Source organism: Ciceribacter sp. T2.26MG-112.2 (genome assembly GCF_900492205.1).
In the GTDB taxonomy this organism is placed as follows: domain Bacteria; phylum Pseudomonadota; class Alphaproteobacteria; order Rhizobiales; family Rhizobiaceae; genus Allorhizobium; species Allorhizobium naphthalenivorans_A.
The window spans coordinates 18,252-44,377 of the sequence record NZ_UEYQ01000025.1 but is presented as its reverse complement, the minus strand read 5'-3'; the positions used below and the strand labels follow the sequence as shown (position 1 = coordinate 44,377).

Here is a 26,126-nt window from a genome sequence, read left to right as displayed (position 1 = left end):
GCAGGTGGGAGGGCAGTATGACTGGCGGCAGATTTGCGCCCCCAACTGGGTCATTACCAGCCACTGAGGTTGGCCGCCAAAACCGGACATCGTCCCCAGGCCGCCGCCTCCAGCATCCGGTTGGTGGCCTCGAAGAGTTTCCAAGCTAAGCGTTGCTCGAGACTTCGGGATCAGGCGATAACACCAGAAGGGATTCAGAGCGAGATCGAACGGCCGATGCTCAACGCCCCCCTGAGTTCCCGCCGTCAAAAAAGGTCAGCGTCAAGGATCGACGCAAAGGGAATTGTTAATATTCTCGGCGCAGGTTTCATGTGGAAATTCGCAAACAAATAGAATGTTTTAAATGCCTTTTTCAGGTGTGAACCCTCGATCCGCGGCGATATTCGGCCTAATTGTCGGCGCGGCCGTAGCCGTCATACTGATGACTGGGGTGCGGGCCGAAGGTCTAAATATCGAGACGACGCATCTGGTGGCGATCGGCATTTGTCCCCCGTGGAAACCAGTGGATACACAGGCCTGCCGCCGCTGCGTGGATGCCATCGAGGCGGCCTTGGTCGAACGTCTCGGCATAGACGACAGGAATGTGACCACCCTTGTGAATGCCGCGGCCACCACCGAAGGTCTGAAGGCGGTTTTTGCGGGTTTGAGCGGCCTTGGCGCCGATGACCGGCTGATTATTTATGCAAACATGCACGCCGGCGCTCTCGACCCAACCGCGGAGGTGGGGCCCGACAACGACGTGTTCGTGTTGTGGACCAAGGAAAAGCCGGCCGCGGTTAGGTTTGCCGTTGCTGAGGGCGATTGGATCATGGCCAGCGATTTCGCCGGTTGGGTGCACGCCTTGGCGGCTGGGGAAGTGATCTTCATTCTCGATGCCTGCGAATCCGGCGCCGTCACGCCCTTGTTCATCGAAGCTCATCCGCTAAACGACGCGACCCGCGCGGAAGCGGTCATCGTCTCCGCCGCGGCCTCCCAGTTTGCCAATTTCGCCGCGGACCGATCGATCGCCCTTTATTCCCAGCAGTTGGCGCAGTCGATTGCTGTCGGTCGCGGCACATTTCAACAAGCCGCAGACCTTGCGGCATCGCAAACACATACTGCGGCGATCGCTATCTGTGATCCTCAGAAATCGGCGATTTTGCAGGCGGGATTGGATCCGCTGTCGTGCGCGCAGCAGCCGACGACGCATGATCCTGACGCTCTGCTGACGCGGATTGTCCTGCATGACTGACCGCAATTGGCAGCCATAACCTTCAACCCAAGGAGTAAACGAAATGAAGACCATCCTGATCGGACTCTTTTTGACCGCCTCGACGAGCTCGGCATTTGCCGGCATGTCCGGCTGGATCCCCAACAGCCCCATGATAGGCACCGAAGACGTCGGCGTAGGCACCGTTTGCAAGGTGAAGGACATTGTTGTTCTGGCTCAGTCCGCTGACGATTGCGTCGCAATCGGCGGCGAGGCGACCCACACACTGGTCCAATCGGCAAAACCCGTCGCCAAGTGAGGACAGGCGGTGGTGCGGCGTTCGCCGCCTCACCGCCGCTTCAACAATTCCCGGTAGGGCCGCGCAACAGCAGTCGTCCATGTCTGGAATTGCCACTTGGCGCACCGAGATGAAGGTCCGCAAGTCGATGGTGGACGCCACAACCAGTCAGTCCGCTAACGGCCCCAAATCGGTCATCCCCACCTTCCGCGGGGCGGGGTCCGATGCGTGCAGATGATCGAGCGTTAGCGGGACGAACTCTGTTCCACGCGGTTCGCCTTACCGCCCCTCGCGCCACCACGTCGCCGACATCGCCAGCAGCAGCACCGCGAGCCCGGCAAAACCGGCAAACAGCGGCAGCGTGTTCACGCCTTTCAGCACCGTCTCGTCGGTCAGGCGCACCAGCAGGCGGCGGTCGTCGGCGATGCGGACGTCGCCGCGGACGGGGAGGATGTCGGGGAGGCGAAGAGACCCCTTGCCGTCGTCGAGGCGGGCGAGGTGGCCCTTGGTCTCGGTGGCGATCGGTTTCAGCGTGTCGAGCGTCGAGACCATGGCCTTGAACTCGGGCGCATCGACCGCGCCGACATGGACGAGGGTGGAGAATTCGCCGTTGGCGATGGTGAAGAGGCCGGTCTCGTCCATGCGCTTTTCGCCGCGATAGAGGCCGGGGGCGATCTCGGTGAGTGCCAGCGTCTCGGTCTTGCCCGACGGCGTGCGAATGGTGGCGGCACCCGGGTCGCCGGCGATCGTCTGGCGGGTCACTTCCAGGGTGCGGCCGCTGGCGCGGGCCTTCAGCGCCTCTTCCTCGAGTTCCGGTTCCTTCATCAGCCAGTGGGCGATGCGGCGATAGAGCGAGACATGCGGCCCGCCCCCTTCGAAGCCGCGGGCCCAGAGCCAGCCCTGGTCGGAGAGCAGCATGGCGACGCGGCCTTCCTCGGCGCGGTCGAGCACCAGAAGCGGGCGGCCGTCGGCGGCGGTCATCACGGTTTCGCCGCGCGGCGGGTCGACGTCGACGCTGCGGAACCAGCGGCCCCATTGCGGCGGCTCGATGGCCGAGCCGTCGAGCCCGCGGGTGACGGGGTGGCGCTTGCCCTGGTCGGAGAGGCGCGGATAGAAGGCCGCCTCGTGCATGTTGCCGGTCGGGGCGGCGGGCAGCACGGAGGCGAGCGGGGTAATCGCGATCGAATCCTCGCCGGCATGTTCCGGGCCGGCGGCGATCAGCAGGGCACCGCCCTTCTTCACGTATTCGGCGATGTAGTCGTAATAGAGGATCGGCAGCACGCCGCGGTGCTGGTAGCGGTCGAAGATGATCAGGTCGAAATCGTTGATCTTCTCGACGAAGAGTTCGCGCGTCGGGAAGGCGATCAGCGACAGTTCGTTGATCGGCGTGCCGTCCTGCTTTTCCGGCGGGCGCAAAATGGTGAAATGCACCAGGTCGACGGCGGCGTCGGATTTCAACAGGTTGCGCCAGGCGCGCTCGCCGGCATGGGGTTCGCCCGAGACCAGCAGCACGCGCAGGTTCTCGCGGATGCCCTCGATCAGGTGGATCGCCTTGTTGTTGACCTCGGTGACCTCGCCGGGCGTGGCGGCGACGGCGAATTCCAGCACATTGTTGCCGCCGCGCGGCACCTTGAAGCCGAAGGTCGTCTCGACACCGGGCGTGGCATTGAGCGTGGCGATCTCCTCGCCGTTCATGCGCACGGTGACGGTGGCGGGGGTATCTGTGCGGCGGCCGTCGTCGAAGACGCGCAAGGTCAGTTCCTGGTCCTCGTCGACGATGCCGAAGCGCGGCGCGCGCAGCACCTCGATGCGGCGGTCGAACTCGTCGGCCTTGCCGGTGAAAAGGCCGTGCACGGGGGCATTGAAGCCGAGCGCCTCGGCGGCAGCCGGAATGTCGTGCACCTGGCCGTCGGTGATGAAGACGGCGGCGCCGATGCGGGCCGGGGGCACATCAGATATGGCCGAGGCCAGTGCCTCGAACAGCCGCGTCGAGGGTGCGTCGGAGGTGGCCGGATCGCGGACCTCGACGATTCGCGGCTCGATGCGGGCAAAGCGCGAGAGCCGGTCCTTCAGCCCCTCGAGCGCGGCGTCGGTCTGGGCGACGCGCTCCGGCGTTTCCTGGCTCTGGCTGCGGTCGACGATGACCGGCACGACGGTCGACAGCGCCTCGCGGTCCTCCTGCATCAGAAGCGGATTGGCGAGTGCCGCGAGCACGGCGACGGAGGCGATAAGGCGGATAGCGGTTCCCCGCACGCCGCGGGCGAAACCCGCCGTGGCGAGGATCAGCGCCAGCACGGCAAGCGCCAAAAGGACGAACCAGGGAACGAAGGGGGCGAAGTGGAGTGTCATGTCACTGCCCCAGCCGTTCGAGGAGGGCGGGAACATGCACCTGATCGGCCTTGTAGTTGCCGGTCAGCATGTACATCATGATGTTGACGCCGGAGCGGAAGGACATTTCCCGCTGCATTTCGTCCGGCGGCACGGTCGGCAGCATGGAGACGCCGTTGTCGTCGATCGCCCAGGCGCCCAGAATGTCGTTGCCGGTAATCAGGATCGGCGAAACGCCGTCGCCGGTGGAGGCGACGCCGCTGTTGGAGGTCCTGGCCTCCTGGCGCGCCTCGACCCAAAGCGGGCTGCCGGTGTAGCGACCGGGAAAGCCGGACAAGAGGTAGAAGGCGCGCGTCAGCACATGATCGGCCGGCACCGGTTCCAGCGGCGGAATGTCGATATTGGCAAGGATCGCCTGAAGCCGCTCGCCATTGGGGCTCGGGCCGTTGTCGCCGCCAAGCGCGGAGAACTGGTCGCGGGTATCGAACAATACGGTCCCGCCGGCGCGCATATAGGCGTCGATCCGGCTGATGGCGGCGGACGACGGCATGGGGGCGGTCGCCGAGATCGGCCAGAAGATGATCGGGTAGAAGGACAGTTCGTCCTTGCTGATGTCGAGGCCGACGGGCGGGGCCGGCTCCAGCGTCGTGCGGTAGGTGAGGAAGTCGGTGAGGCCGGCCAGTCCCCGTTCCGACAGGCGGTCGACCTCCGCCTCTCCGGTGACGACATAGGCGAGGTGGGTATTGTCGAGCCTCTCGAGGATGACGTCGTCACCCGGTTTGGCGTCGTCGGCCAAGGCGCGGTCGCCCGGCGCGAAGAGCACGAGGCAAGCGAGTGCCACGACGGACGCGGCGGCGGTGCGGCGCGGCATGCGGGAAAAGGCGCCGCCCATGGACAGCACGATCAGGCTGTCGATCACCAGGAGCGCGAAGGCGATCGAGAGAAGCACCGGCTTCAAGGGCGTGGCCGCCGTGCCGGCCAGCGGCTCGCGGGCGATCGGCAGCGGGGCGGTGATGTCGAGCGGCTTCAGTTCGGCGCCGGCGGGCAGAAGGTTCAGCGCGGCAAAGCCGTCCTCGGTGCCGTAAAGGCCGGGCGGGTTGTCGAAGGTCGCCGATGCCGGCCGGGCCGGGCCGATTTCGAGCGGGCGGGCATTGCCGGGTTCAGCGGTCAGCGCACCGCGCTCGGTCAAGAGGCGGAAGGGAGCGAGCGTCGCCTTGGCGGACGGATCGGCATTGGCTGTTGCCGTCCCGGCGCGCGCCAGTTGCACGACCCGGCGCAGCATTTCGACGAATTCGCCGGAGATCGGCAGGTCCGACCAGGTCGCCTCGGCGCTGACATGGAAGAGCACGGTGCGACCGGCGCCGTTTTCCCGGACGGTGACGAGCGGCGTGCCGTCGGCAAGGCTCGCCCAGGTGCGCTCGGCAAGATCCGGGGTCGGTTCGGCCAGCACCTGGCGCTTGATCAGCACGCCCTCCGGCCTCGGCATGCCGGCAAAGGGGCCGAATTTCGGGAAGTCGGCGAGCGGTTGCGGCTCGGCCCAGGAAAGCGCGCCGCCGAGTTCGCGTTCGCCCTGGCGCAGGATGACCGGCACCAGCGGATCGCCGACCGGGGCGGCGGCAAGACGAGGCCCGGCAAAGCGGATGAGCGTGCCGCCCCCCGTGATCCAGGCCTGCAGCGGTTCGTACACCGCTTCCGGCAGGCGGCCGATATCGGCCAGCACAATGGCAGATGGCTTCTGCGCGAGGATTTCGGGCAAGGAGACGGCAAGATCGGCGATGCCGGGCTTGATCAGGTCGGCATAGGGCGCGATCGCCCGCTCGATATAGTAGAGCGGCGAAAGCAGCGGCTGGAAAGCGTCCCCCGTATCGCCCGAGATCAGCGCGACGCGGCGGCGGCGGAAACCGTCGTCGAGCAGGTGCGTCGCGCCGGCCGTGGCAAGGCCGGCGATCGACAGGCGGGCAAAGTCGTTGCGCAGCTCGAACGGGGCGGCGACCTGACCGCTTGCCTCGGTTTCGCCGGCGGGAAAATCCACGGTACCCGATGCGATGACGCGGCCCTGGCGGTCCTGAGCGTCGACGATCAGGCTCCGCGCGGCGCGGCCGTCGAGGCGCGACAGGGTGACGGTGAGGGCGTCGGCGCCGTTCGATGCGCCGGTGATGGCGGTCGCGGCGGCGTTGTCGCCTTGGATCAGCCGAAGCTGTGCCGGCTGGAGCGCGGAGAGCTCCGTCATCAGGCGTTCCTCGTCATCGACGGCGATGCCATCGGCTAGAACCGCCAGCGTGCCGGGGGGCGTGCCGTCAAGGGCTGCCTTCAGGGCCTCGAACGCACGGGCGCGGTCCGGGCGCAGCGGCTTCGGGCTTGCGGCGCGCAGTTTCTCCAGTGCCACCGCGGCGCCGGCGGGCACCGCGTCATGGCTGGCGTCGGCGGTAAATGTCATCGACACCGGCAGGTCGCGATCGTCCGCATCGCCGATCAGCGCTTCGGCAGTGGCGACGCGGCGCTCCCAGTCGGCGACAGTCGCCCAGCCATTGTCGACGACGAGAACCAGCGGGCCGTCGGTCGAGAGCGAAGCATTGCGCGGATTGAGCACCGGGTCGGCGAGCGCGAAAATCACCAGCGCCGCCAGCATCATGCGCAGCAGCGTCAGCCACCACGGGCTCTTCGAGGGCGTTTCGTCACGCTTCAGCACGCCGGCGAGAATGCGCAGCGGCGGGAAGACTTCGGTCTTCGGGCGCGGCGGAGTGAGTTTCAGCAGCCACCAGATGAGCGGCAGGGCGGCCAGCGCGATCAGCACGGCGGGTGCGGCAAAGGCGAGCGGCAGGGCGTTCATGGGGCTGTGCTCCGGCTGATGAGCGGCGGGGTGCCGGAGAGATACATATGGACCGCGACGAGTGCTTCGGAGGCGAGGCGGTCGGTCGAATGGTGGACGAAACTCCAGCCGAGACGGCGAAGCTGTTCGCCGAGATTTTCGCGGCGGGCGAGGTAGGCGCGGCGATAGTCGTCGCGCAGGCCCTCGGCGCGGCCGGAGACGAGTTTCTCTCCGGTCTCCGGATCGGTAAATTCGGTGCGGCCGGCATAGGGGAAACTTTCCTCGGCCGGATCGGCGATCTCGACCACGTGGCCGCGCAGGCCGCGCCGGGCGAGCGGCGCGATCTTCTCCATGATGGCGTCGGCGTCGTCGAGGAAGTCGCCGATCAGCACGATGTCGCTGGAGCCGCGGATCATCGTCGTGTCCGGCAGGCCATTGATCAGCGGCGTATGCAGGATGGCGGTCGCCAGGCGTTCGGCGGCATTGCGGGCGGAAACCGGCTCCATGACGCCCGGGCAACCGATGCGCTCGCCGGAGCGGGCGAGGATTTCGGCGAGCGCCAGCATCAGCACCAGCGCGCGGCTTTCCTTCGAGACCGGGGCCAGCGTCGACTTGTACATCATCGACGGCGAGAGATCGGCCCAGAGCCAGACGGTGTGGGCGGCCTCCCATTCGCGGTCGCGGATATAGGTGTGGTCGTCGCGGGCGGAGCGGCGCCAGTCGATGCGGGCAAAGCTTTCGCCTTCGGAATAGGGGCGGAACTGCCAGAAATTCTCGCCGATGCCGCGCTTGCGCCGTCCGTGCCAGCCGGCAATCACCGTATTGGCGATGCGGTGGGCCTCGACCATGCAATCGGGCACGAGGCTGGCGCGCTGGCGGGCGCGGGTCAGCGCGTCCCCGGCGGGGGTCTGCTCGACGATCTGGCCGATGGCTGCCACGTGTCCGCGATCCTTCCGGGTTTCTAGCCGCGTGCCTGCTTCACCAGTCCGGCGATCACGTCGCGCACCGACATGCCCTCGGCGCGGGCGGCGAAGGTGAGCGCCATGCGGTGTTCGAGAACGGGTTCGGCGAGCGCATGGACGTCGTCCATCGAGGGGGCGAGGCGGCCTTCGTAGAGCGCGCGGGCACGCGCACAGAGCATCAGCGCCTGACCGGCGCGGGGGCCGGGACCCCAGGCGACCGCCTTGTCGGTTTCGGCATTGCCATGGCCGGGACGGGCGGAGCGGACGAGGGACAGAATGCCGTCGACGACGCCGTCGGAGACCGGCATCTGGCGGATCAGCTTCTGGATCTCGATCAGCCGTTCGGCGGAGAGCACACCGACCGCCTTCTGGTCGCTGATGCCGGTGGTCTCCAAGAGGATCTGCCGTTCGGCGGCCAGTTCCGGATAGCCGACATCGACCTGCAGCAGGAAGCGGTCGAGCTGGGCCTCGGGCAGGGGATAGGTGCCTTCCTGCTCCAGCGGGTTCTGGGTCGCGAGCACGTGGAAGGGGGCGGGCAGGTCATAGGGCCGCCCGGCGATCGTCACCTGGTATTCCTGCATCGACTGGAGCAACGCGGACTGGGTTCGCGGGCTGGCGCGGTTGATCTCGTCGGCCATCAGCAACTGGGCAAAGACCGGTCCCTTGACGAAGCGGAAGGAGCGCCGACCGTTCTCGTCCTGGTCCATCACCTCGGTGCCGAGAATGTCGGATGGCATCAGGTCGGGGGTGAACTGGATGCGGCTGGCGTCGAGGCCGAGAACGGTGCCGAGCGTGTTGACCAGCTTGGTCTTGGCAAGGCCCGGCACGCCGACCAGCAGAGCATGACCGCCGGAGAGGATGGCGAGCAGGGTGTTTTCGACCACTTTTTCCTGGCCGAAGATGACCCTGGAAACCGCCTGGCGCACCGAGGCAATGTCGGCCAGGGCCTTTTCGGCGGCTTCGATGATGGCCTTTTCGTCGAGGGCGGCATCCGGGGTTGGCATCAGGCCCATGGTCTTCTCCATCTGGTTTCGCCCGCGCCGGCGAATCGGAACTGGTCTTCCCGATGACGGCACATGCAACTAACTTATTCCCCAAAGGGCGGCTGACAAGCGCGTTTCGAATGACTATCTCGTGACATAGCACTGATTAGGCACCAACCGGGACGCAAAGATGGCAGGCGACACCTTGAAGGCGACGACGGATGCGGCGGGATTGGCGGCGATGATTTCGCGCGCGGCCGCTCAGACGGCCGGCGGCAAGCCGAGCCTGCCGCCGGTGGAGCGCTGGGAACCGCCCTTTTGCGGCGATATCGAAATGGAGATCCGTGCCGACGGGACCTGGTTCTACATGGGCACGCCGATCGGCCGCGCGCCGCTGGTCAGGCTGTTCTCGACGGTGCTGCGCAAGGACGAGGACGGCAAGACCTATCTCGTCACGCCTGTGGAGAAAGTCGGCATCCGCGTCGAGGATGCACCGTTTCTCGCCGTCGAGATGAGCGTGACCGGGCGTGACGGCGAAAAGGTCATGACCTTCCGCACCAATGTCGGCGACGTGGTGGAGGCCGGGCCGGACCATGCGCTGCGCTTCGTCGTGCATGGCGAGAACCACGAGCTGAAGCCTTATCTGCATGTGCGTGGGCGGCTGGAGGCGTTGGTGTCGCGCGCCGTCATGTATGAACTGGTGGAACAGGGCCAGACGATCGAGATCGACGGGGTCGAGATGTTTTCGGTCCGCTCGGGCGGGGCGATCTTTCCGGTCATGCCGGCGGCAGAACTCGACCGGCTGGCGCAATGAGCGTCGACATTTATTCCGCCGCCGACTTCCGCCACCGGGCGTTGAACCAGATCGGAGCTCCGATCGAGCATGCCTGGCGCGATCACGGCGACCATGTGCTCAATCCGCAGAGCTTGCTCGAGGTCGAGGGGCTGAAGCTCAAGGACGCCGCCGTTCTGGTGCCGGTGGTCGACGATCCGGACGGGGCAAAGGTGATCCTCACCCAGCGGACGGCGACGCTGCGAAAACATTCCGGCCAGATCGCCTTTCCCGGCGGCGGCATCGACGAGGGCGACCTGTCGCCGGAGGTGGCGGCCCTGCGCGAGGCGAGGGAAGAGATCGGTCTTGACCCGAACTTCGTCGAGACGGTCGGGCGGCTGCCGCAATATCTGTCCGGCACGGGCTTTCGCATCGTGCCCGTGCTCTCGGTGGTCAAGCGCGGCTTCGTCATCGAGCCCAATCCCGACGAGGTGGATGCGGTGTTTGAAGTGCCGCTGTCCTTCCTGATGAATCCGGATAATCACCAGCGCGACAGCCGGACATGGCAGGGGATCGTCCGGCATTTCTACGTGATGCCCTATGGCGAGCGCCAAATCTGGGGCATTACCGCCGGGATCATCCGCACGCTTTATGAAAGGCTCTATGCATGACCAACCTGTCGAACGAGACCTGGTTCACCGATCCGGCTTTGCAGCGGTTGTTTGCGCTGCTCAATGCCGACGGCGGCGAGGCACGGGTGGCGGGCGGGGCGGTGCGCAACAGCCTGATGGGGCTGCCGGTTGCCGACATCGACCTTGCCACCACGCTTCCTCCCGAGACGGTGATGGAGCGGGCCAAGGCTGCCGGCATCAAAGCCGTGCCGACCGGGATCGAACACGGCACGGTGACGCTGGTGCTCGACGGCAAGGGCTTCGAGGTGACCACGCTTCGCCGCGACCTCGAGACCGACGGCCGGCGTGCCAAGGTCGCTTTCGGCGAGGATTGGCAGGAGGACGCCGAGCGGCGCGACCTGACGATCAACGCGCTCTATGTCGGGGCGGACGGCGAGGTGATCGACCTGATCGGCGGACTGCCGGATATCGAGACGAAGACGGTGCGCTTCATCGGCGACGCCGACACGCGGATCGCCGAGGATTATCTCCGGATCCTGCGCTTCTTCCGCTTCTTTGCCCATTACGGCGGCGGGCGTCCGGATCCGGCGGGCCTGAAGGCCTGTTCGCGGGCGAAGGACAAGCTGGCGACGCTTTCGGCGGAGCGGGTCTGGGCGGAGACGAAGAAGCTTCTCGCAGCCAGCGATCCGGGCCGTGCGCTGTTGTGGATGCGCCAGTCCGGCGTGCTCGGGGCCATTCTGCCCGAAACGGAGAAATGGGGAATCGATGCGATTCCGGCCTTGGTCGCCGCCGAGCAGTCGCTCGGATGGGAGCCGGAGCCGATGCTGCGGCTTGCCGCGATCGTGCCCAAGGACGCCGAGCGGCTGGCGGCCCTTGCGCAACGACTGCGCCTGTCGAACGCCGAGGCCGCTTTCCTCGATCGCTTTGCCAGGGCGCCGAGGCCGAACGGCGAGGTGACGGATGCGGCCTTTGACCGGGAACTCTATCGCCTTGGCAAGGACGGCGTGATCGCTTCGCTGAAGATCGATCTGGCGCAGGCCCGCGCCCAAGCCGGGGTCGATCCGAAGGCGATGACGAAGACCGGGCGCCTGTCGGCGCTTCTGGCACGGGCGGAGAAATTCGAGCGGCCGGTCTTTCCCTTGAGCGGCGCGGATGTGCTGGCCGCGGGGCTGGCTCCGGGCCCCAAGGTCGGCGAAGCCTTGAAAGGGCTCGAGGAGACGTGGATCGGCTCCAACTTTTCCTTCGACCGGGCGAAACTGCTCGCCCGGCTCGATGATCTCATCAGGAAGTGATTCAAGTCGTTGCGAAAGAGAGTCTCTTTCTGCCTCTATGTTATTGAATTGAAGTCGTATTTCCGGTTTTTGCCGGCTCCTGATGGGCTGTCCGGCCCGCGCCGGATGCAGCGAATTTTCAGGCGGCCTGAGCCTGATCGGTGATCCGCGCCTTGATATTGTCGACCATGGTTTCGCGGATGACCGTCTCGCCGTGCGCTGTGCGCATGTGTTCGACGGCGCGTCGGACGACCTCGGCCTCCTCTTCGGCGCGGGTGTGCCAGGGGCAGCCCGGAACCAGTGAACCGCATTCAAACTGCTTCATGTCGCATCTCCTCTTCGACTGGGTTCAACAGTTGAAAACATATCATGAAACGCCAGTTAGGCCAAGCGGAACACGCCAAGCGTGCAGCGGCGGCGCTTGGCGTCGGCTTTTTTCACGCTGTTGCAGTCGGCCCCGAGGCTGCCTATTCCGGCATGGCCCAGGCGCGGAACACCGAGCCGCTGACTTGCGGCGGAGGTCGGCGCGAAGCGCCGTCGACATGATTGGCGGCGGCAAGATCCGCCAGATCGCGACCGGCCAGCCCAAGGCGGACCTGCTCGACGAAATAGGCGTGGGGCAGGTCGACGTCACTCGTCGCCCTCAGTTTCTCGGCAAGACGGTCGATGAGTTCGGGCTTGTCGAATGCCAGACGGCTGGTGGTGGATTGCTGGGGTGGAATGCTGCTCTGATATGCCATCGCACTTATCCTCCATGAAATCACCGGAAGAATAACACGAGGGCAGGCCGATCCAAATGCAATTTTATGTCGCATGCGCGCAAGCGCCAAGCCGCGCGTGGTTGTCGCCGGCGGGGCGAGGCGTGCAAGGTCTCCCGATCAGGGCCAGCGGACCACAGGCGGCATAGACGACAGGATGGACTCGACATTGCCGCCGGTCTTCAGGCCGAAGATCGTGCCGCGATCGTAGAGCAGATTGAACTCGACATAACGGCCGCGGCGCACGAGCTGTTCGTCGCGATCTTGCTCGGTCCAGGGCTGGTTGAAGTTTCCCCGGACGATCTTCGGATAGACCAAGTTGAAGGCTCGTCCGACATCCTGGACGAAGGCGAAGTCCGCCGCCCAGCCGCCGACCTCATCTGTGGAATGCAGCCAGTCGAAGAAAATGCCACCAATGCCGCGGGCTTCGTTGCGGTGGGGCAGGAAGAAGTATTCGTCGCACCAGGCCTTGTATTTCGGATAGTCCGCGACCTTGGCATGGCGGTCGCAGGCGATTTCCATGGCGCGGTGGAACACGCGGCTGTCCTGGTCTTCCTGGGTGCGGCGCCGGTCCAGCACGGGGGTCAGGTCGGCGCCGCCGCCGAACCACTGGCTGGTGGTGACCACCATGCGGGTATTCATGTGCACGGCGGGCACGTTCGGATTGACCGGATGGGCGATCAACGAGATGCCGGAGGCCCAGAAACGCGGGTCCTCCTCGGCGCCGGGCATGGTCTTGCGGAACTCGGGCGAGAATTCGCCATGCACGGTGGAGGTGTGCACTCCGACCTTTTCGAAGACACGGCCTTCCATCATCGACATACGGCCGCCACCGCCCTCGCCATTGTCGCGTAGCCAGTCCTTGGCCGTGAAGCGGCCGGGCGCCTGGTCGGAAAGCGGGCCTGAAAGCTCGTCCTCCAGCGTTTCGAAAGAGGCGCAAATCGTATCGCGCAGGCTCTCGAACCAGGCGCGTGCCGCCAGCTTCTTGTCCTCGATATCGTCCGGCAGGCCTTTCGGCAGATCAGGTCTTTGCATGGCTTCCCCCGGGCATCCGCCCCTGCTTGGCGACTCGGCGCCTGTCCTGATCCCGGAATTAACAGGACGTCCGGCCCTCGGCCAGTCCGCGCTCACGCATTCGTTGAGAATCGACTCGCAAAACGGACCCGCTGCGATTATTTTACAGGCCTGCGAGGTGTTTCATGACGAGAATACCCGGTCCGCCGTCGTTCGACGGCCTGAAAAAGCGCATCGCCTCCCAACGGCAGGCCAAGGCCGGGGCGGACGGCGGCCATTTCGTTCGCGAGAGTTTCTGCCTGACGCGCGACGAGGCGCGGGCCAAGGCGCGCGAATGGTTCGACAGCTTCCCGAAAGCGGCCTATTGGACGGAAGTCGAGAGCTGGCGCCAGCTCGAGGGCGACCGGATCGAGTTCACCATGCGCCGTCTGCCGTCCGCCGATTGACGAAGCGGGGCTTCTCCACGCTTTTCCCGTGGTCGATCTTTCCGGCCCCACATTTTTCGGGGTTTCCGTGGTCATCGCTAAAATTCTAAGGATTTCTTAAAGCGGATGTCAAATCCGCTCTGGCATTCTTTTGTCAGTTGACGGTCTGCGCGTCCGTGCACAGACCCGGCATGAAGCCCGTCGTCAAAGCCATGGCCACCGCCCGGCATTTTTCGTGGTTCACCGCAAGGACAATTGATGACAAGCGTTTCCTTTAATTCGACGGCCGCCTCGGCCTTGTCCTTGCTGACCGGATCGAGCCGAGCGCTCGAAGCGACCCAGACGCGCGTCGCTTCGGGCAAGCGGGTCGACGAGGCATCGGACAATGCCGCCTACTGGTCGATCGCCACGACGATGAGCGCCGACGCCATGTCGCTGTCGAGCGCCGAGGACGCGACCGGGCTGTCGGCTGCCGTGACGGATACGGCAGCGCTCGGCATGGAAGCGGCGACGTCGATCGTCGCCGAGATCCAGTCCAAGCTGATCCTCGCCCAGGCGGTGGGCACGAACCGTTCCGCGGTCAATGCCGAGATCACCCAGCTCAAGGCGCAGCTCGGCACGATCGCCCAGTCGAGCTCGTTCAACGGACAGAACTGGCTCAACCTCGATGCCGGGCAGCAGCCCAAGGTGCAGTCCATGGTCGCCTCCGTCACCAGCAATGGCGACGGTGACGTGTCGGTCAACGTGATCGACTTCGACACGGCGAAATCGACGCTGGTCAGCGGCGAGGACGCGCAGGACGGTTTGCTCACCCAAAGCTATTCGGGCACGACCAGGAGCGGCGTCGCCTATGACTACCATCTGCTCGACGCCAATTCGGCTGTTCCGGTCGCCGCCACATCCAAGGAAATCGCGGTGTCGGACACGACCACGCGAGACGAGTTCGACGGGATGATCTCGGCGATGAACACGATGATGACCAACATGATCGACGCCAGCGCCAGTCTCGGCGCGACCCGCAGCCGGATCGCCTTGAGCACGGAATTCGTGCAGGACCTGCAGGACATCACCGAGATCGGCATCGGCCGTCTGGTGGATGCCGACATGGAAGAGGAATCGGCCAAGCTTTCGGCGCAGAAGGTGCAGCAACAGTTGCAGACCATCGGTCTCAACATCGCCAACAATTCCATGGGCGCCACGCTCAAGCTGTTTGCCTGACACTTGCCGCATGGACTCGGAAGGCCGGCGAGGGGATCGCCGGCCTTTGTCGTTTGTCCAATGTTCCGGCGTTCTCAGCGACGCGGTGCAGTCTTTGGTTTGGAAGCCTTGTGCCGCCCATTCGCCCCGCGAGCGGTGCGATGCGGGACGGCGGCATCCGGGGCCGGTGTGGGCTCCAGTTCCATTTCCGCGGCGGGGCCCGGGGAGGCCTCCTGGGCGATCGGTTCGAGGGAGGCGATGGGCTGTTCCTCGTCGGCGTCTGACAGCGGAGCGACGCTGTCCGCAATCGCCGCGTCGGTTTCAGCCATTTCCTCGACCGCGGCCGGCTGTTCGATCTCCTCCGACGCCAGTGGTTCGATCGGTTCAGCCGCCGTTTCGACGGCGGGCTGCGCTTCGCTGAACTCGGTATCGGGGCTGGCTTCAGCCTCCGGTTCCGGGATCGGGGAAACTGTGGGAGCCTCCGCGACGGGCACCGCCGGCAAGGTTGTGTCCGTCTGTTCCGTCACCGCCGGCAGGCTGCGGGCGATGATGTCCTTCAGGATCCTGGTGACCTGCAGGGCCCCGGCGAAGTCGGTATTGGTCGAGTGTCCGGCGAGCGGCACGCGAATGTCGCTGTCGATCTGTGGCCGCGAATTGATCTCGCCGAACCAGTCGAGTTCGCCAATCACGTCGATGACGTCGCGGCAGTCCGGCGGCATGGTGATGCGGCCGCCGAAGGTAACGATGCGCAGGCCGTCGGCAAGGGCGCGCAGCCTTTGCTTGTCCTCTTCCTTGATGGCGTAGAGCGCCTCGGACAGCACGCGGTTGCCGCGCGAATGGCCGGCGAGCAGATGGAAGGAAAGGCTGGAATCGGCCAGCAGGGTCTCCACCGTATCGGTGTCGAGCGCGCTCGGATGCGCCTTCAGCGCGAGCTTGTGGCGGTCCTCGTAGGCGCCGAGATGCGGGCGGCCGACGACGTCGTCGATCACTTCGAGATCGTTGCGCATGTGGCCGAGCCAGCCGAAGAAGAACGAGCCGCCGATCGTCTCGTTGATGATGTCGCCGAGGCCGTAGCCCGACACGACGGCGGCGACGGGTTCGCCGATCGCGTCGGCGACATTGCGGGCGAAGGCGGCCGCCCCGATCGCCGAGCCGCCGATGCCGGCGACCGCCAGCGCGTGTACGTCACGTCCGCCACGCAGCTTGTATTCCGCGACGCTGTCGCAGATGGTCAGCATGGCACCGCCGCTCGGCGGCACGATCATGATCAGGCCTTCGGAGGCAAGGGAATCGCTGATGTAGAAGGTTTCCTCTGCCGTCAGCGCTTTCACGTCGTAGAACAGCGCATCGAGGCCGGTATTGCGCAATCGCCAGGGTTCGAGCGCTGCGTTGCGGGCCGGCCGGTGCTGGAGCCGCTCCGGAAAGCTCAGGCTTCTGGCAAACTGGGTCAAACTCAGGGCGAATGCGGTCTCGAACATCGATCGTCTCCCGGTTTATGCTGCGCTGCACAATATCATTCATCGGTAGAATTAGCAAATGCTGCGGGAGCCTGGGGCGATCATGCCGCAGTTGCAAACGCAACCGAGGCGCCGAATTTCGGCGTCGCGACCAGTCTAGCGCGGTTTTACGACCGTTCTTTGAGAGGCAGGGCAGGAAGGTGCGGGTGGCCGGGTCCCTGTGCCGGCCCTCAGCGGGTCTGGCGCAACGCCTCGCCGGCGATCATCGCCGCCGACATCGCGACATTGATCGAGCGCTGCCCCTCGACCATCGGAATGATGATGCGGGCGTCGGCCCTGTCGTGGACGGTTTCGGGAACGCCGGCACTTTCGCGGCCGAACAGCAGGATGTCGTCGGGGCGGTAGGCGAAATCGGTATAGCGCTCTGCGGCCCTGGTCGAGGCGAGGACCAAACGTCGCCCGCTTTCGCGCCGCCATTCCTCGAAACGGTCGAAATTGACGTGGCGGACAAGCGACACGTTTGCCAGATAGTCCATGCCGGCGCGCTTCAGGTTGCGGTCGGAAATGTCGAAGCCGGCCGGCTCGATAATATCCACGCCGAGGCCCAGGCAGGCTGCGAGCCGGAGGATGGTGCCGGTATTGCCGGGTATGTCGGGTTGGTAGAGGGCGATGCGGAGTGCGGTCATGACTTTTACTAGCGCGCGGCGGCCCTCTGGCTCAAGGGGCGCGGGCGCCTTCGCCTGTGGTCTTCAGGCAACAGGGGGCGACGGATCGCGTCTTCATTGGAGCTTTGACGCTTTTCAATTTCACCTGGGACAGGTAGAAAACAGTCCTCTTCAACACGCAACAGGGAGGCCTCGATGACATCCATTGGCATGACGCGCCTTCCGGTGCCGCATTACCTGCAGGCTGCGTGACGGCGACCTGGTCGCCCCTCTTCCAAGACCTGTATATTTGAATAGCCTTGCGGCCGGATGCGGCCTCATTGTCTGATTTTTGGCCCTTCCGGCGCCGCATTGCGGGCTCCGGTTTTCCATGGGCCGCCGATTTCTGGAGAATTTCCATGTTTTCGTGGTTCGAGAACCGCCTCAATCCCTATCCGCCGGAGGATCCGGTGCTGCCGCCGAAGGGGCTCGTGGCGTTCTGCTGGCACTATACCAAGCCGGCCGCACCCTGGCTGGTGCTGCTCGGGCTCTGCTCGATGCTGATCGCCGTCGGCGAGGTCCTGCTCTACCAGTTCCTCGGCAACATCGTCGACTGGCTGTCGGTTGCCGATCGCGCCACCTTCCTCGACACGGAGAAGGGCCGGCTGATGTGGATGGGGGCGCTTCTTCTCATCGGCCTGCCGTTGGTCGGCTTCGTCCATACGCTGACCATGCACCAGGTGCTGGCCGGCAATTTCCCGATGATCGCCCGCTGGCAGATGCACCGCTTCCTGCTGCGCCATTCGATGACCTTTTTCGCCAACGAGTTCGCCGGCCGGGTGTCCACCAAGGTGATGCAGACCTCGCTTGCGGTCCGAGAATCGGTGATGAAGATCATCGACGTGTTCGTCTATGCGATCAGCTTCTTCGTCTCGATGCTGGCGCTGGTCTTTGCCGCCGACTGGCGGCTGGTGGCGCCACTGATCATCTGGATCGTCCTCTATACGCTGATCCTGACCTTCTTCGTGCCGCGCCTGCGCCGGCTCTCCAGCGAGCAGGCCGATGCGCGCTCGATGATGACGGGGCGGATTGTCGACAGCTATACCAATATCGCAACGGTGAAGCTGTTTTCTCATGCCGGCCGCGAGGAAGCCTATGCCAAGGACGGCATGGACGCCTTCCTCGACACCGTCCATCGGCAGATGCGGCAGATTACACTGCTCAACGTGCTTGTCGACATCAACAACGCCATCGTGCTGTTTGCCGTTTCGGGCTTGAGCATCTGGTTCTGGCTGGGCGGCACGGTGTCGGTCGGCGCGATCGCCGTCGCCATCGGCCTTGCCATGCGCATCAACGGCATGTCGCAGTGGATCATGTGGGAGGTCTCGGCGCTGTTTGAAAACATCGGCACGGTTTATGACGGCATGGGCATGATGACCAAGGCGCACGACATCGTCGATGCGCCTAGCGCCAAGGCTCTGCAAGCGCCGAAAGGCGAGATCGTCTACGATCATGTCCGTTTCCATTATGGCAAGGACAAGGGCGTGATCGAGGACTTCTCGCTCACCATCAAGGCGGGCGAGAAGGTCGGTCTGGTCGGACGCTCCGGTGCCGGCAAGACGACGCTGATGAACCTTCTGCTGCGTTTCTACGACCTGGAGAAGGGCCATATCCTGATCGACGGCCAGGACATTTCCAAAGTCTCCCAGGACAGCCTGCGGGCGCTGGTCGGCGTCGTCACGCAGGATACCTCTCTCTTGCATCGCTCGATCCGCGACAATATCGCCTATGGTCGGCCGGAGGCGGGCGATGCCGAGGTGCTGGAGGCCGCCAGGCGCGCCAATGCGCTGGAGTTCATCGAGGGACTGGTCGACATGCAGGGTCGCAAGGGACTCGATGCGCAGGTCGGCGAGCGCGGCGTGAAGCTGTCGGGCGGCCAGCGCCAGCGTATCGCCATTGCCCGGGTGTTCCTCAAGAACGCGCCGATCCTGATCCTCGACGAGGCGACTTCAGCGCTGGATTCCGAGGTCGAGGCGGCGATCCAGGAAAGCCTGTTCTCGCTGATGGAGGGCAAGACGGTGATCGCCATTGCCCACCGCCTGTCGACGCTGACCCAGATGGACCGGCTGGTCGTGCTCGACAAGGGTCGGATCATCGAGACGGGGACGCATAGCGATCTGGTTTCCAAGGGGGGTATTTATGCCGACCTGTGGAACCGCCAGTCGGGTGGCTTCCTTGCCGACCAGCATGAGGCCGAGGCCGCGGCGGAATAGCCGCGGCCTGCGCCCGCCCGCTCACCCTCCGGCTCGAGGCGGGAGGTGAGCGGTCGGCGACACCCCAAAAAAGGCGTGCGAAATTTAGCAAGGCCTTTGGCAAGCTTCCGTTTATGCGCCGCGCACTATTGAAGAGTACCCGACGTTTCTCGATGGGAAATGATCTTCCTTGGGCTTTTCTGCCCCCGCCGTTGGGATGTCCCCGCATCTTCCGGATCGAAGTTCATGTCAAACATCAAAATCAAGATCATGCTGCCGCTGCTTTTCGCCGTGGTGGTGCTCCTCGGCTTCGGCCAGGGCGTCATGGCCGTCAAGTTCATCACGGACATCAAGACGCAGGTCGATATCATCGGCCGCGAACGCCTGCCGCGCACCCTGGCCATTGCCGAAATGGACGCGCGCTTCGCCGAAGTGCGGCGCAACTATGCCGTCATGCTGAGCTCGGTCGGGGCGAAGGAAGTCGCCCGGGTGGGCGAGATCCTGAAGCAGTCGGTTGCGGATCGTGACGCGACTTTCCGCGCTTTCGAGAGCGGTATCGCGAATGACGCGACGCGTGCCCAGTTCGGCGCGCTCAGCGCAGAAGTCGGCAAGTATGATGCGCTCGGCGCCAAGCTGATGGAACTGAAGGCCGCCTATGATTCCGAGGGCGCGCGGGCGATCTTCGTGGGCGATATGACCGCCGTCGCCAAGGAGGCCACTGCCCGGATGAGCGAGATGACCGCGGCCAACAACGAGACGAGCAAGGCGGCTATCGCTCAGGCTGACAGCGTCTCCGCCTTCGCCCTTTACGCTACTTTGGGCTTCCTGCTTGTCGGCTGCGCGATCGCCGCTGGCGCCATCGCCCTCAGCATCCTGCGGGTCGTCAAGCCTATCGGCCAGATTACACGTTCGATGAACGGCCTCGCCGGTGGTGATACCGCGAGCGAAGTGCCTTTTGCCGGCCGCAAGGACGAGATCGGCGAGATGGCGGCGGCGGTCGCTGTCTTCCGCTCAAATGCGATCGAGCGCGCGAACCTGGAGCGCCAGGCCGAGGAGAACCGCAATCTCAGCGAAGAGGAGCGGATCGCCCGCGAAGAGCAGAAGGCACGCGAAGCCGCCGACGTGCAGTTTGCCGTCGACCAGCTCGCCGAGGGCCTGAAGCGTCTTTCCGACGGCGACCTCGCCGTAGAGATCAGCGCGTTCTTTGCCGGTCAGCTCGATGCCCTGCGCGTCAACTTCAACCATTCGGTCTCCAAGCTCCAGGATGCGATGCGCGCCGTCGGCGAAAACGCCCGGGCGATCGATGCCGGCGCCAAGGAAATCCTGTCCGCTGCAGACGATCTTTCCAAGCGCACCGAGCAGCAGGCAGCCTCCGTGGAGGAAACCGCAGCGGCGCTGGAGCAGGTGACCACGGCGGTCAAGGATTCCTCGGTGCGTGCCGAAGAGGCCGGCGCGCTGGTCTCCCGCACCCGCGAGGGAGCGGAACGCTCCGGCGAGGTCGTCCGCCGCGCGGTCGAGGCCATGCAGGCGATCGAGAAATCGTCCGGCGAGATCGGCAACATCATCGGCGTGATCGATGACATCGCCTTCCAGACCAACCTGCTGGCGCTGAATGCAGGGGTCGAGGCGGCCCGCGCCGGCGAGGCGGGCAAGGGCTTTGCCGTCGTTGCCCAGGAAGTCCGTGAACTGGCCCAGCGGTCGGCCAATGCCGCCAAGGAGATCAAGGCATTGATCACCACTTCGGGGGATCAGGTCCGCAACGGCGTGGAACTGGTCGGCGAGACCGGCAAGGCGCTGGAGAAGATCGTCGCCGAAGTGCAGGAGATCAACCGCAATGTGGGGGCGATCGTCACCTCGGCGCGCGAACAGTCGACCGGCCTTCACGAGATCAATACGGCCGTCAACACGATGGACCAGGGCACCCAGCAGAACGCCGCCATGGTCGAGGAACAGACGGCGGCGAGCCACAGCCTTGCCCAGCAGGCGGCGGCGCTCACCGCGCTGATGGCGCAGTTCAAGGTCGGTGGTGAGGGGGCTGCGCAACCCGCCCAGCCGGTGCGGGCGGCCACGCCCGCTTCGCGTCCCGCCGCCTCGCCGGCTCGCGCGCTCGGCCAGAAGCTCGCCGGTGCGTTCCGCGGCAATGCGGCGGTTGCCCAGGAGAACTGGACCGAATTCTGAGTGTTGCGATCCAGTGATGTGCTTGGGAGATGGGGCAGCGATGCCCCATTTTCCGTTTCAAGCGGTGGCGAGACCTAGCGCGGGCCGCCGAGCATGGCCGGCGCCTGAAGATTTTCTCAACATCGGTCGCGGACAAATCGATTGCCGCAGCATGGACCGGCGGTTATGCAAGCCCTTCGCCCATTCCGGCGAACCGATAGAGCGACTGAGCGGGGCGGGATGCGACACTATCTCGATTGGATATGGGCCGGGCTTGCCGGCGGCTTGCTGGCCGTGATGATCACCATCAACAGCGGGCTGGCCGGCCATTCGACGCCCTTCGTCGCTTCCTGGGTGGTGCATGGCGTGGGGGCGGTTGCCGCCTTCTTCCTCCTGCGCATCAATCTGCTGCTGGTGTCCAGTCGGGCGGGCATGGCCGGGCAGGGGATGTCCAAGCCGCCGCTGTGGTCCTATCTCGGCGGCGCGCCGGGCGCCTTTGCCGTGGCGCTCTCCTCGATCGCGGTCAATTCCGAACTGGCGCTGGCCGGCGGTCTTTCGCTGCTTCTGGTCGGGCAGATCCTGTTCGGCCTGATCTCCGACCTCTGGGGCCTGTTCGGAACGCCGAAGCGGATACTCAACCGGTTCGACCTCTTGGCGGCCGTCTGCGTCATCGCCGGCAGCGCGCTCATCATCTATTCGGGAGGTGCCTGATGCTGACCTCGATCCTCATCGCACTGGCCGGCGGTGCCGCCGTGGGCATGAGCCGGTCGATCAACGGGCGGCTCACCATGGACCGCGGGGCGTTTCGCGCCTCATTCTGGAACCACTTCATCGGCTTTGCCCTGCTCAGCGTGTTCGTGGTCTTCTTCGAGCGGCAGGGACTGGCGCTGCTTGGGCAGGTTCCGGGCTGGGCGTTCACCGGCGGCGTGATCGGCGCGGTCTTCGTGGCGATCTCGTCCTATGTCTTCCCGCGCATCGGGGCGGCGCGCTCGGCGCTCTTGATCATCGGCGGGCAGATGATCGCCGGACTGGCGATCGACTACCTGCGCGGCACGGCACAGTTTTCCATCGGGCAGCCGGCCGGCGTCGCGCTGATCCTGTTCGGCATCTATCTGACGCGTTTTTCGAAGTGAGGGGATCGAGGCCCTTTCGGGCCCGTCTCGGGGCATGGTGAAATAGCCATCCGTTTTCGGCCGCATTTTCTTTGCCCCGCTGCGGAAACCGCCTATATCGCTTGGCATGATCTTCCGCTCCGTCGCCCGCCTGTTTGAAAACTGGATTTCTCCCTTCGCTCGCGCCGACGACCTCAGGCCGCCGTCGGGAACATGGGCCTTCGTCTGGTTCTATGTCCGCCAGGCCAAGCTGCCCTTCGTCATGATGGCCGTGTTCGGCGGCGCGGTCGCCATGCTGGAGGCGGCGCTGTTCTGGTTCGTCGGGCGCCTCGTCGACCTGCTCGATACCGTGCCGAAGGAGGCCGGATGGGACGGGTTGATCGCCGCCCACGGCTATGAGCTCCTCGCTATGGCGCTGATCGTGCTCGCCGGACGTTTCGTCGTGGTGACGGTGGGCGCGCTGGTCGAGGAACAGGTGATCGTCCTCAACTTCTTCAATCTGGTCCGCTGGCAGGCCTATGCCCATGTGGCACGCCAGTCGCTTTCCTTCTTCCAGAACGATTTCTCCGGCCGGATCGTCACCAAGGTCTGGTCGGCGGGACAATCGACCGGCGATCTGTTGACCTCGCTGCTGCAGGTCGTGTGGTTCATGGTGATCTATACGGCGTCGACCATGGCGCTGGTCGCACAGCTCGACTGGCGGCTCGCCGCAATCATCGCCACCTGGATTGCCGTCTTCCTGGTGCTCGCCCGCATTTTCGTGCCGCGCATCCGGCGCCATGCCAAGGAGACGGCGGAAGCCGCCTCCATGCTGAACGGCCGGATGGTCGATTCCTATTCCAACATCCAGACGCTGAAACTGTTCGGGCGCGAGCGCCAGAATGACCACTATATCCGGGCCGGCTTCGACCGTTTTCAGGCGACGCTCACCCCGTTCGCCCGGCTCCTGACGGGTGTGCGCTCGTCGCTTGCCATGCTGTCGGGCGCGATGATCCTGATGATTGGAGCCCTATCGGTCGACCTGTGGTTCTCCGGCGCGATCACGGCCGGTGGCGTCGCCTTCACGCTTGGCCTCGTGCTGCGGCTCAACATGCTGCTCGGCCGGATGATGACGCAACTCAACGGCATCATGCGCAATATCGGCACGATCCAGAATTCGGCCGAGTTGATCTCCAGGCCGATCGAACTCACCGACAAGCCGGATGCGCGTGAACTCAAGGTCGAGAGCCCGGAGATCCGCTTCGAGGACGTTTCCTTCCACTACGGGCGCAAGAAGGGGGCGATAGATCACCTGACGCTGACCATTCGCCCCGGCGAGAAGGTCGGTATCGTCGGGCGATCGGGGGCAGGTAAGTCGACGCTGGTCAACCTTCTCCTGCGCTTCTACGACGTCGAGGGTGGGCGCATTCTGATCGACGGCCAGGACATTTCGACCGTGACCCAGGAGAGCCTGCGCTCGCAGATCGGCATGGTGACGCAGGACACCGCGCTGCTGCATCGCTCGATCCGCGACAATATCGTCTTTGGTCGCGAGGATGCGGGCGAGGACATGCTGCGCAAGGCGGCGGAACGGGCCGAGGCGCTCGATTTCATCGAGCGGCTGGAAGACCAGCGCGGCCGCAAGGGCTTCGATGCGCATGTCGGCGAGCGCGGCGTCAAGCTCTCCGGCGGCCAGCGGCAGCGTATCGCGATCGCCCGTGTCATGCTTAAGGACGCGCCGATCCTGGTGCTGGACGAGGCGACCTCGGCGCTCGATTCCGAGGTGGAGGCCGCCATCCAGTCCAATCTCGACAGGCTGATGCAGGGCAAGACGGTGCTGGCGATCGCCCACCGGCTGTCGACCATCGCCGCGCTCGACCGCCTCGTGGTGATGGACAAGGGGCGGATCATCGAGGAAGGGACGCACTCAGAACTCGTCGCCAGCGGCGGGCTTTATGCCGAGCTCTGGGCCCGCCAGTCCGGCGGCTTCCTGCATACGCATGACAATGAGGCCGACGAGGCCGCTGACGCGCGGAACGCCGCCGTCTGAAGTGTCGTCGGGCCGGCTGTTACCTCGTCGGGGAGAGCGCCAGGTCGGCGATCAGGCCGTAGTGGTTGGAGCCGTAATGGTCGGCCATGCGCGTCAGCGATAGCGGTACGATGTCCTTTGAGACGTAGATGTGATCGATCGGGATGCCGAAGACGCCGGCCGCGACCGGCCATGTGGCGGGCTCGGGGCCGGTGGCCTGCAAGGCGTGGCGCCGCAGGAAGGCCTGCATGTCCGGGGCAATGGTGTCGGAGTTGAAGTCGCCGCCGATCACGACCGGTCCGCCGCGCTTGCGAAGGGCGACGCCGGCGCGTCGCAGTTCGGTGGCGTGATAGGTGTCGAAATAGGGCTTGGTGAGGTGTATCGCCGCCAGCTGCACGGTCTGACCGCCGATGTGGACCGTCGCCATGGCGAAGCGGTCGCTGCGCAGGTCGCTGAGGCTGAGATACTGGGGATGCTCGAGCGGATGTTTCGAAAGGATCATCAGGTCGCACCCTTCGACCACGATGCCGCAGCCGATACGGTAGGGATAGGCGGCCGACAGGGCGTCGAGATGATGGAGCAGGGGCCCTGATTCCATCAGGTAGGCGACGTCGGCGCCGGATCCGTTGACCATGTCGATGATGCGCCCGACATTGGCGTGGTTGTTGCCCAGCATGTTGAAGGACAGGACGCGAAATCGCGTCGCATCCGCCGCCACATCGCTCGCGGCGGGCGGCAGGAATTCCCTCTGCATCCATAGTGCGTGGCCGCACAGAAGCAGCGAAACGGCGAGCAGGACATAGGCGAACGCGCTGCGCCTCAGCACCAGGCAGGCCAAAGCACCCAGGGCCGCGACTACGCCGAGCTGCGGCTGGAGGCTGAAGAAGAACGACAGGAGCCAGAAGTCGGTCACGTAGCGCAGGGCGACGACCATCAGGCCGACGGACACCAGCAGGCCCAGAGCGGAGGAAATTCGATCTCTCATCAAAGCGGCTAGTCCGTGGGCGGAAACCCTGTGCGAAAGCGGCGAACATGCCGCAATTCACATTGCATTGCAACACGGCCGGCAGGGCGCCAAAGATCCGCCAAACAGGCGTGAATAAAACCGCGACATTGTGCCCCCATCCCCCTGTGAAGACTGGACATAATCCGATATCAAGCTTAGAAGGCGCCAAATTGGCGGGGAATCTGTGGCGCAATCGTGATTGCCCGGGATTCGTCGTCGCCTTAGCAATGCGGTGTGTCGCATGGATTTTGCGAAGAGGATGGTTTGACCGTGAGCGAGCACGAGATGAATAGCGAAACCTTGGGCGAGCCTTCTCGCCGCGACTTCCTTTACCTGACCACGGGTGTGGCCGGTGCCGTCGGCGCCGCTTCCTTCGTCTGGCCGTTCATCGACCAGATGCGTCCGGACGCCTCGACGCTGGCGCTCGGCTCGATCGAAGTCGACGTCTCGGCGCTCGAGCCCGGCATGTCGCTGATCGTCAAGTGGCGCGGCAAGCCGGTATTCATCCGCAACCGCACCGACAAGGAAGTGGAAGAGGGCAAGGCCGTCGCGCTCGCCGATCTCAAGGATCCGGTCGCACGCAATGCCAACGGCGATGCCGCTGCCGAAGCCACCGACCTTGCCCGCTCCGCCGGTGAAGGCAAGGAGAACTGGTTGGTCATGCTCGGCGTCTGCACCCATCTCGGCTGCGTGCCGCTCGGTCAGGCCGGCGATTTCGGTGGCTGGTTCTGTCCCTGCCACGGCTCGCACTACGATACCGCGGGCCGTATCCGCAAAGGTCCGGCGCCGGAAAACCTGCACATTCCGACATTTGCATTCGTATCCGATACTGTGATCAAGATCGGCTGAGGG

23 protein-coding genes are annotated in these 26,126 nt (G+C 65.0%); 13 read left to right on the top strand and 10 right to left on the bottom strand.

The genetic code is table 11. The annotated features are described in order from the left end of the window. Nucleotides 1-343: 343 nt before the first annotated feature. Entirely contained in the window at nt 344-1,231 is an 888-nt protein-coding gene (locus DYZ14_RS20905) for a hypothetical protein (protein ID WP_154722486.1), read from the top strand. A gap of 43 nt (nt 1,232-1,274) precedes the next feature. Further along, nucleotides 1,275-1,508, top strand: coding sequence for a hypothetical protein (locus tag DYZ14_RS20900; RefSeq protein ID WP_154722485.1), 234 nt, complete (start codon nt 1,275-1,277; stop codon nt 1,506-1,508). Between the two features lie 258 nt (nt 1,509-1,766). Here DYZ14_RS20900 and DYZ14_RS20895 read toward each other — a convergent pair whose 3' ends face one another. From DYZ14_RS20895 to DYZ14_RS20880, 4 genes are read right to left on the bottom strand one after another with little or no spacing between them, the layout of a single operon-like run. After that, nucleotides 1,767-3,836, bottom strand: coding sequence for a hypothetical protein (locus DYZ14_RS20895; RefSeq protein ID WP_154722484.1), 2,070 nt, complete (start codon nt 3,834-3,836; stop codon nt 1,767-1,769). Between the two features lies 1 nt (nt 3,837). Beyond that, the gene (locus tag DYZ14_RS20890) at nt 3,838-6,645 is read right to left on the bottom strand and encodes a DUF4159 domain-containing protein (protein WP_154722483.1); all 2,808 of its coding nucleotides are present in this window, start codon (nt 6,643-6,645) and stop codon (nt 3,838-3,840) included. Further along, nucleotides 6,642-7,562 (bottom strand): DUF58 domain-containing protein, encoded by a 921-nt coding sequence (locus DYZ14_RS20885; protein WP_154722482.1) that lies wholly within the window; start codon nt 7,560-7,562, stop codon nt 6,642-6,644. Before DYZ14_RS20885 ends, DYZ14_RS20890 begins: the two co-directional genes overlap by 4 nt. 23 nt (nt 7,563-7,585) lie before the next feature. Continuing rightward, a complete protein-coding gene (locus DYZ14_RS20880; RefSeq protein ID WP_154722488.1) occupies nt 7,586-8,599 on the bottom strand; it encodes an AAA family ATPase in 1,014 nt (337 codons plus the stop codon). Nucleotides 8,600-8,759: 160 nt separating this feature from the next. Between DYZ14_RS20880 and DYZ14_RS20875 the strand changes: the two genes are divergently transcribed. Genes DYZ14_RS20875 through DYZ14_RS20865 form a run of 3 tightly spaced genes read left to right on the top strand, consistent with a single transcriptional unit; the run spans nt 8,760 to nt 11,265 of the window. Further along, nucleotides 8,760-9,383, top strand: coding sequence for a DUF1285 domain-containing protein (locus DYZ14_RS20875; RefSeq protein ID WP_154722481.1), 624 nt, complete (start codon nt 8,760-8,762; stop codon nt 9,381-9,383). Beyond that, entirely contained in the window at nt 9,380-10,012 is a 633-nt protein-coding gene (locus tag DYZ14_RS20870; protein WP_154722480.1) for a CoA pyrophosphatase, read from the top strand. Before DYZ14_RS20875 ends, DYZ14_RS20870 begins: the two co-directional genes overlap by 4 nt. After that, the gene (locus tag DYZ14_RS20865; protein ID WP_154722479.1) at nt 10,009-11,265 is read left to right on the top strand and encodes a CCA tRNA nucleotidyltransferase; all 1,257 of its coding nucleotides are present in this window, start codon (nt 10,009-10,011) and stop codon (nt 11,263-11,265) included. The genes DYZ14_RS20870 and DYZ14_RS20865 overlap by 4 nt, the downstream gene beginning before the upstream one ends. Before the next feature lie 118 nt (nt 11,266-11,383). On the opposite strand, the gene DYZ14_RS20860 is transcribed toward DYZ14_RS20865, so the two are convergent. From DYZ14_RS20860 to hemF, 3 genes are all read right to left on the bottom strand, one after another. After that, a complete protein-coding gene (locus tag DYZ14_RS20860) occupies nt 11,384-11,569 on the bottom strand; it encodes a DUF1059 domain-containing protein (RefSeq protein ID WP_154722478.1) in 186 nt (61 codons plus the stop codon). A 142-nt stretch (nt 11,570-11,711) separates the two neighbouring features. Then, on the bottom strand, nt 11,712-11,984 hold the full coding sequence (locus tag DYZ14_RS20855) for a hypothetical protein (RefSeq protein ID WP_154722477.1): 273 nt from the start codon (nt 11,982-11,984) through the stop codon (nt 11,712-11,714). Nucleotides 11,985-12,122: 138 nt separating this feature from the next. Next, nucleotides 12,123-13,037: an oxygen-dependent coproporphyrinogen oxidase gene (hemF, locus tag DYZ14_RS20850; RefSeq protein WP_154722476.1), complete on the bottom strand. Its 915-nt coding sequence runs from the start codon at nt 13,035-13,037 to the stop codon at nt 12,123-12,125. 164 nt (nt 13,038-13,201) lie between these two features. On the opposite strand from hemF, the gene DYZ14_RS20845 reads away from it, so the two are divergent. Beyond that, a complete protein-coding gene (locus DYZ14_RS20845; RefSeq protein WP_154722475.1) occupies nt 13,202-13,462 on the top strand; it encodes a hypothetical protein in 261 nt (86 codons plus the stop codon). Nucleotides 13,463-13,699: 237 nt separating this feature from the next. After that, nucleotides 13,700-14,659 carry a flagellin N-terminal helical domain-containing protein gene (locus DYZ14_RS20840; RefSeq protein WP_154722474.1) on the top strand — a complete coding sequence of 320 codons (960 nt, stop codon included), beginning with the start codon at nt 13,700-13,702 and terminating at the stop codon, nt 14,657-14,659. 74 nt (nt 14,660-14,733) lie between these two features. Here the strand turns inward: DYZ14_RS20840 and DYZ14_RS20835 are convergent, their stop codons facing one another. After that, entirely contained in the window at nt 14,734-16,116 is a 1,383-nt protein-coding gene (locus DYZ14_RS20835; protein WP_154722473.1) for a cell envelope biogenesis protein OmpA, read from the bottom strand. A gap of 209 nt (nt 16,117-16,325) precedes the next feature. After that, nucleotides 16,326-16,781, bottom strand: a complete 456-nt coding sequence (locus DYZ14_RS20830) for a tRNA (cytidine(34)-2'-O)-methyltransferase (protein ID WP_154722472.1) — start codon at nt 16,779-16,781, stop codon at nt 16,326-16,328. 377 nt (nt 16,782-17,158) lie between these two features. Here DYZ14_RS20830 and DYZ14_RS20825 point away from each other — a divergent pair, with 377 nt between their 5' ends. From DYZ14_RS20825 to DYZ14_RS20805, 5 genes are all read left to right on the top strand, one after another. Then, nucleotides 17,159-19,012, top strand: coding sequence for an ABC transporter ATP-binding protein (locus DYZ14_RS20825; protein WP_154722471.1), 1,854 nt, complete (start codon nt 17,159-17,161; stop codon nt 19,010-19,012). A gap of 225 nt (nt 19,013-19,237) precedes the next feature. Further along, on the top strand, nt 19,238-21,169 hold the full coding sequence (locus DYZ14_RS20820; RefSeq protein ID WP_154722470.1) for a HAMP domain-containing methyl-accepting chemotaxis protein: 1,932 nt from the start codon (nt 19,238-19,240) through the stop codon (nt 21,167-21,169). A gap of 219 nt (nt 21,170-21,388) precedes the next feature. Next, a complete protein-coding gene (locus DYZ14_RS20815; protein WP_154722469.1) occupies nt 21,389-21,859 on the top strand; it encodes a DMT family transporter in 471 nt (156 codons plus the stop codon). Next, nucleotides 21,859-22,281, top strand: coding sequence for a DMT family transporter (locus tag DYZ14_RS20810; protein WP_154722468.1), 423 nt, complete (start codon nt 21,859-21,861; stop codon nt 22,279-22,281). The genes DYZ14_RS20815 and DYZ14_RS20810 overlap by 1 nt, the downstream gene beginning before the upstream one ends. Before the next feature lie 106 nt (nt 22,282-22,387). Further along, nucleotides 22,388-24,289 (top strand): ABC transporter ATP-binding protein, encoded by a 1,902-nt coding sequence (locus DYZ14_RS20805; RefSeq protein WP_195950060.1) that lies wholly within the window; start codon nt 22,388-22,390, stop codon nt 24,287-24,289. Nucleotides 24,290-24,308: 19 nt separating this feature from the next. Here the strand turns inward: DYZ14_RS20805 and DYZ14_RS20800 are convergent, their stop codons facing one another. Beyond that, complete coding sequence (locus tag DYZ14_RS20800) at nt 24,309-25,253, bottom strand: endonuclease/exonuclease/phosphatase family protein (RefSeq protein WP_154722467.1); 945 nt, start codon at nt 25,251-25,253, stop codon at nt 24,309-24,311. Nucleotides 25,254-25,544: 291 nt separating this feature from the next. On the opposite strand from DYZ14_RS20800, the gene petA reads away from it, so the two are divergent. Next, entirely contained in the window at nt 25,545-26,123 is a 579-nt protein-coding gene (gene petA, locus DYZ14_RS20795; protein ID WP_154722466.1) for a ubiquinol-cytochrome c reductase iron-sulfur subunit, read from the top strand. Nucleotides 26,124-26,126: the final 3 nt, after the last annotated feature.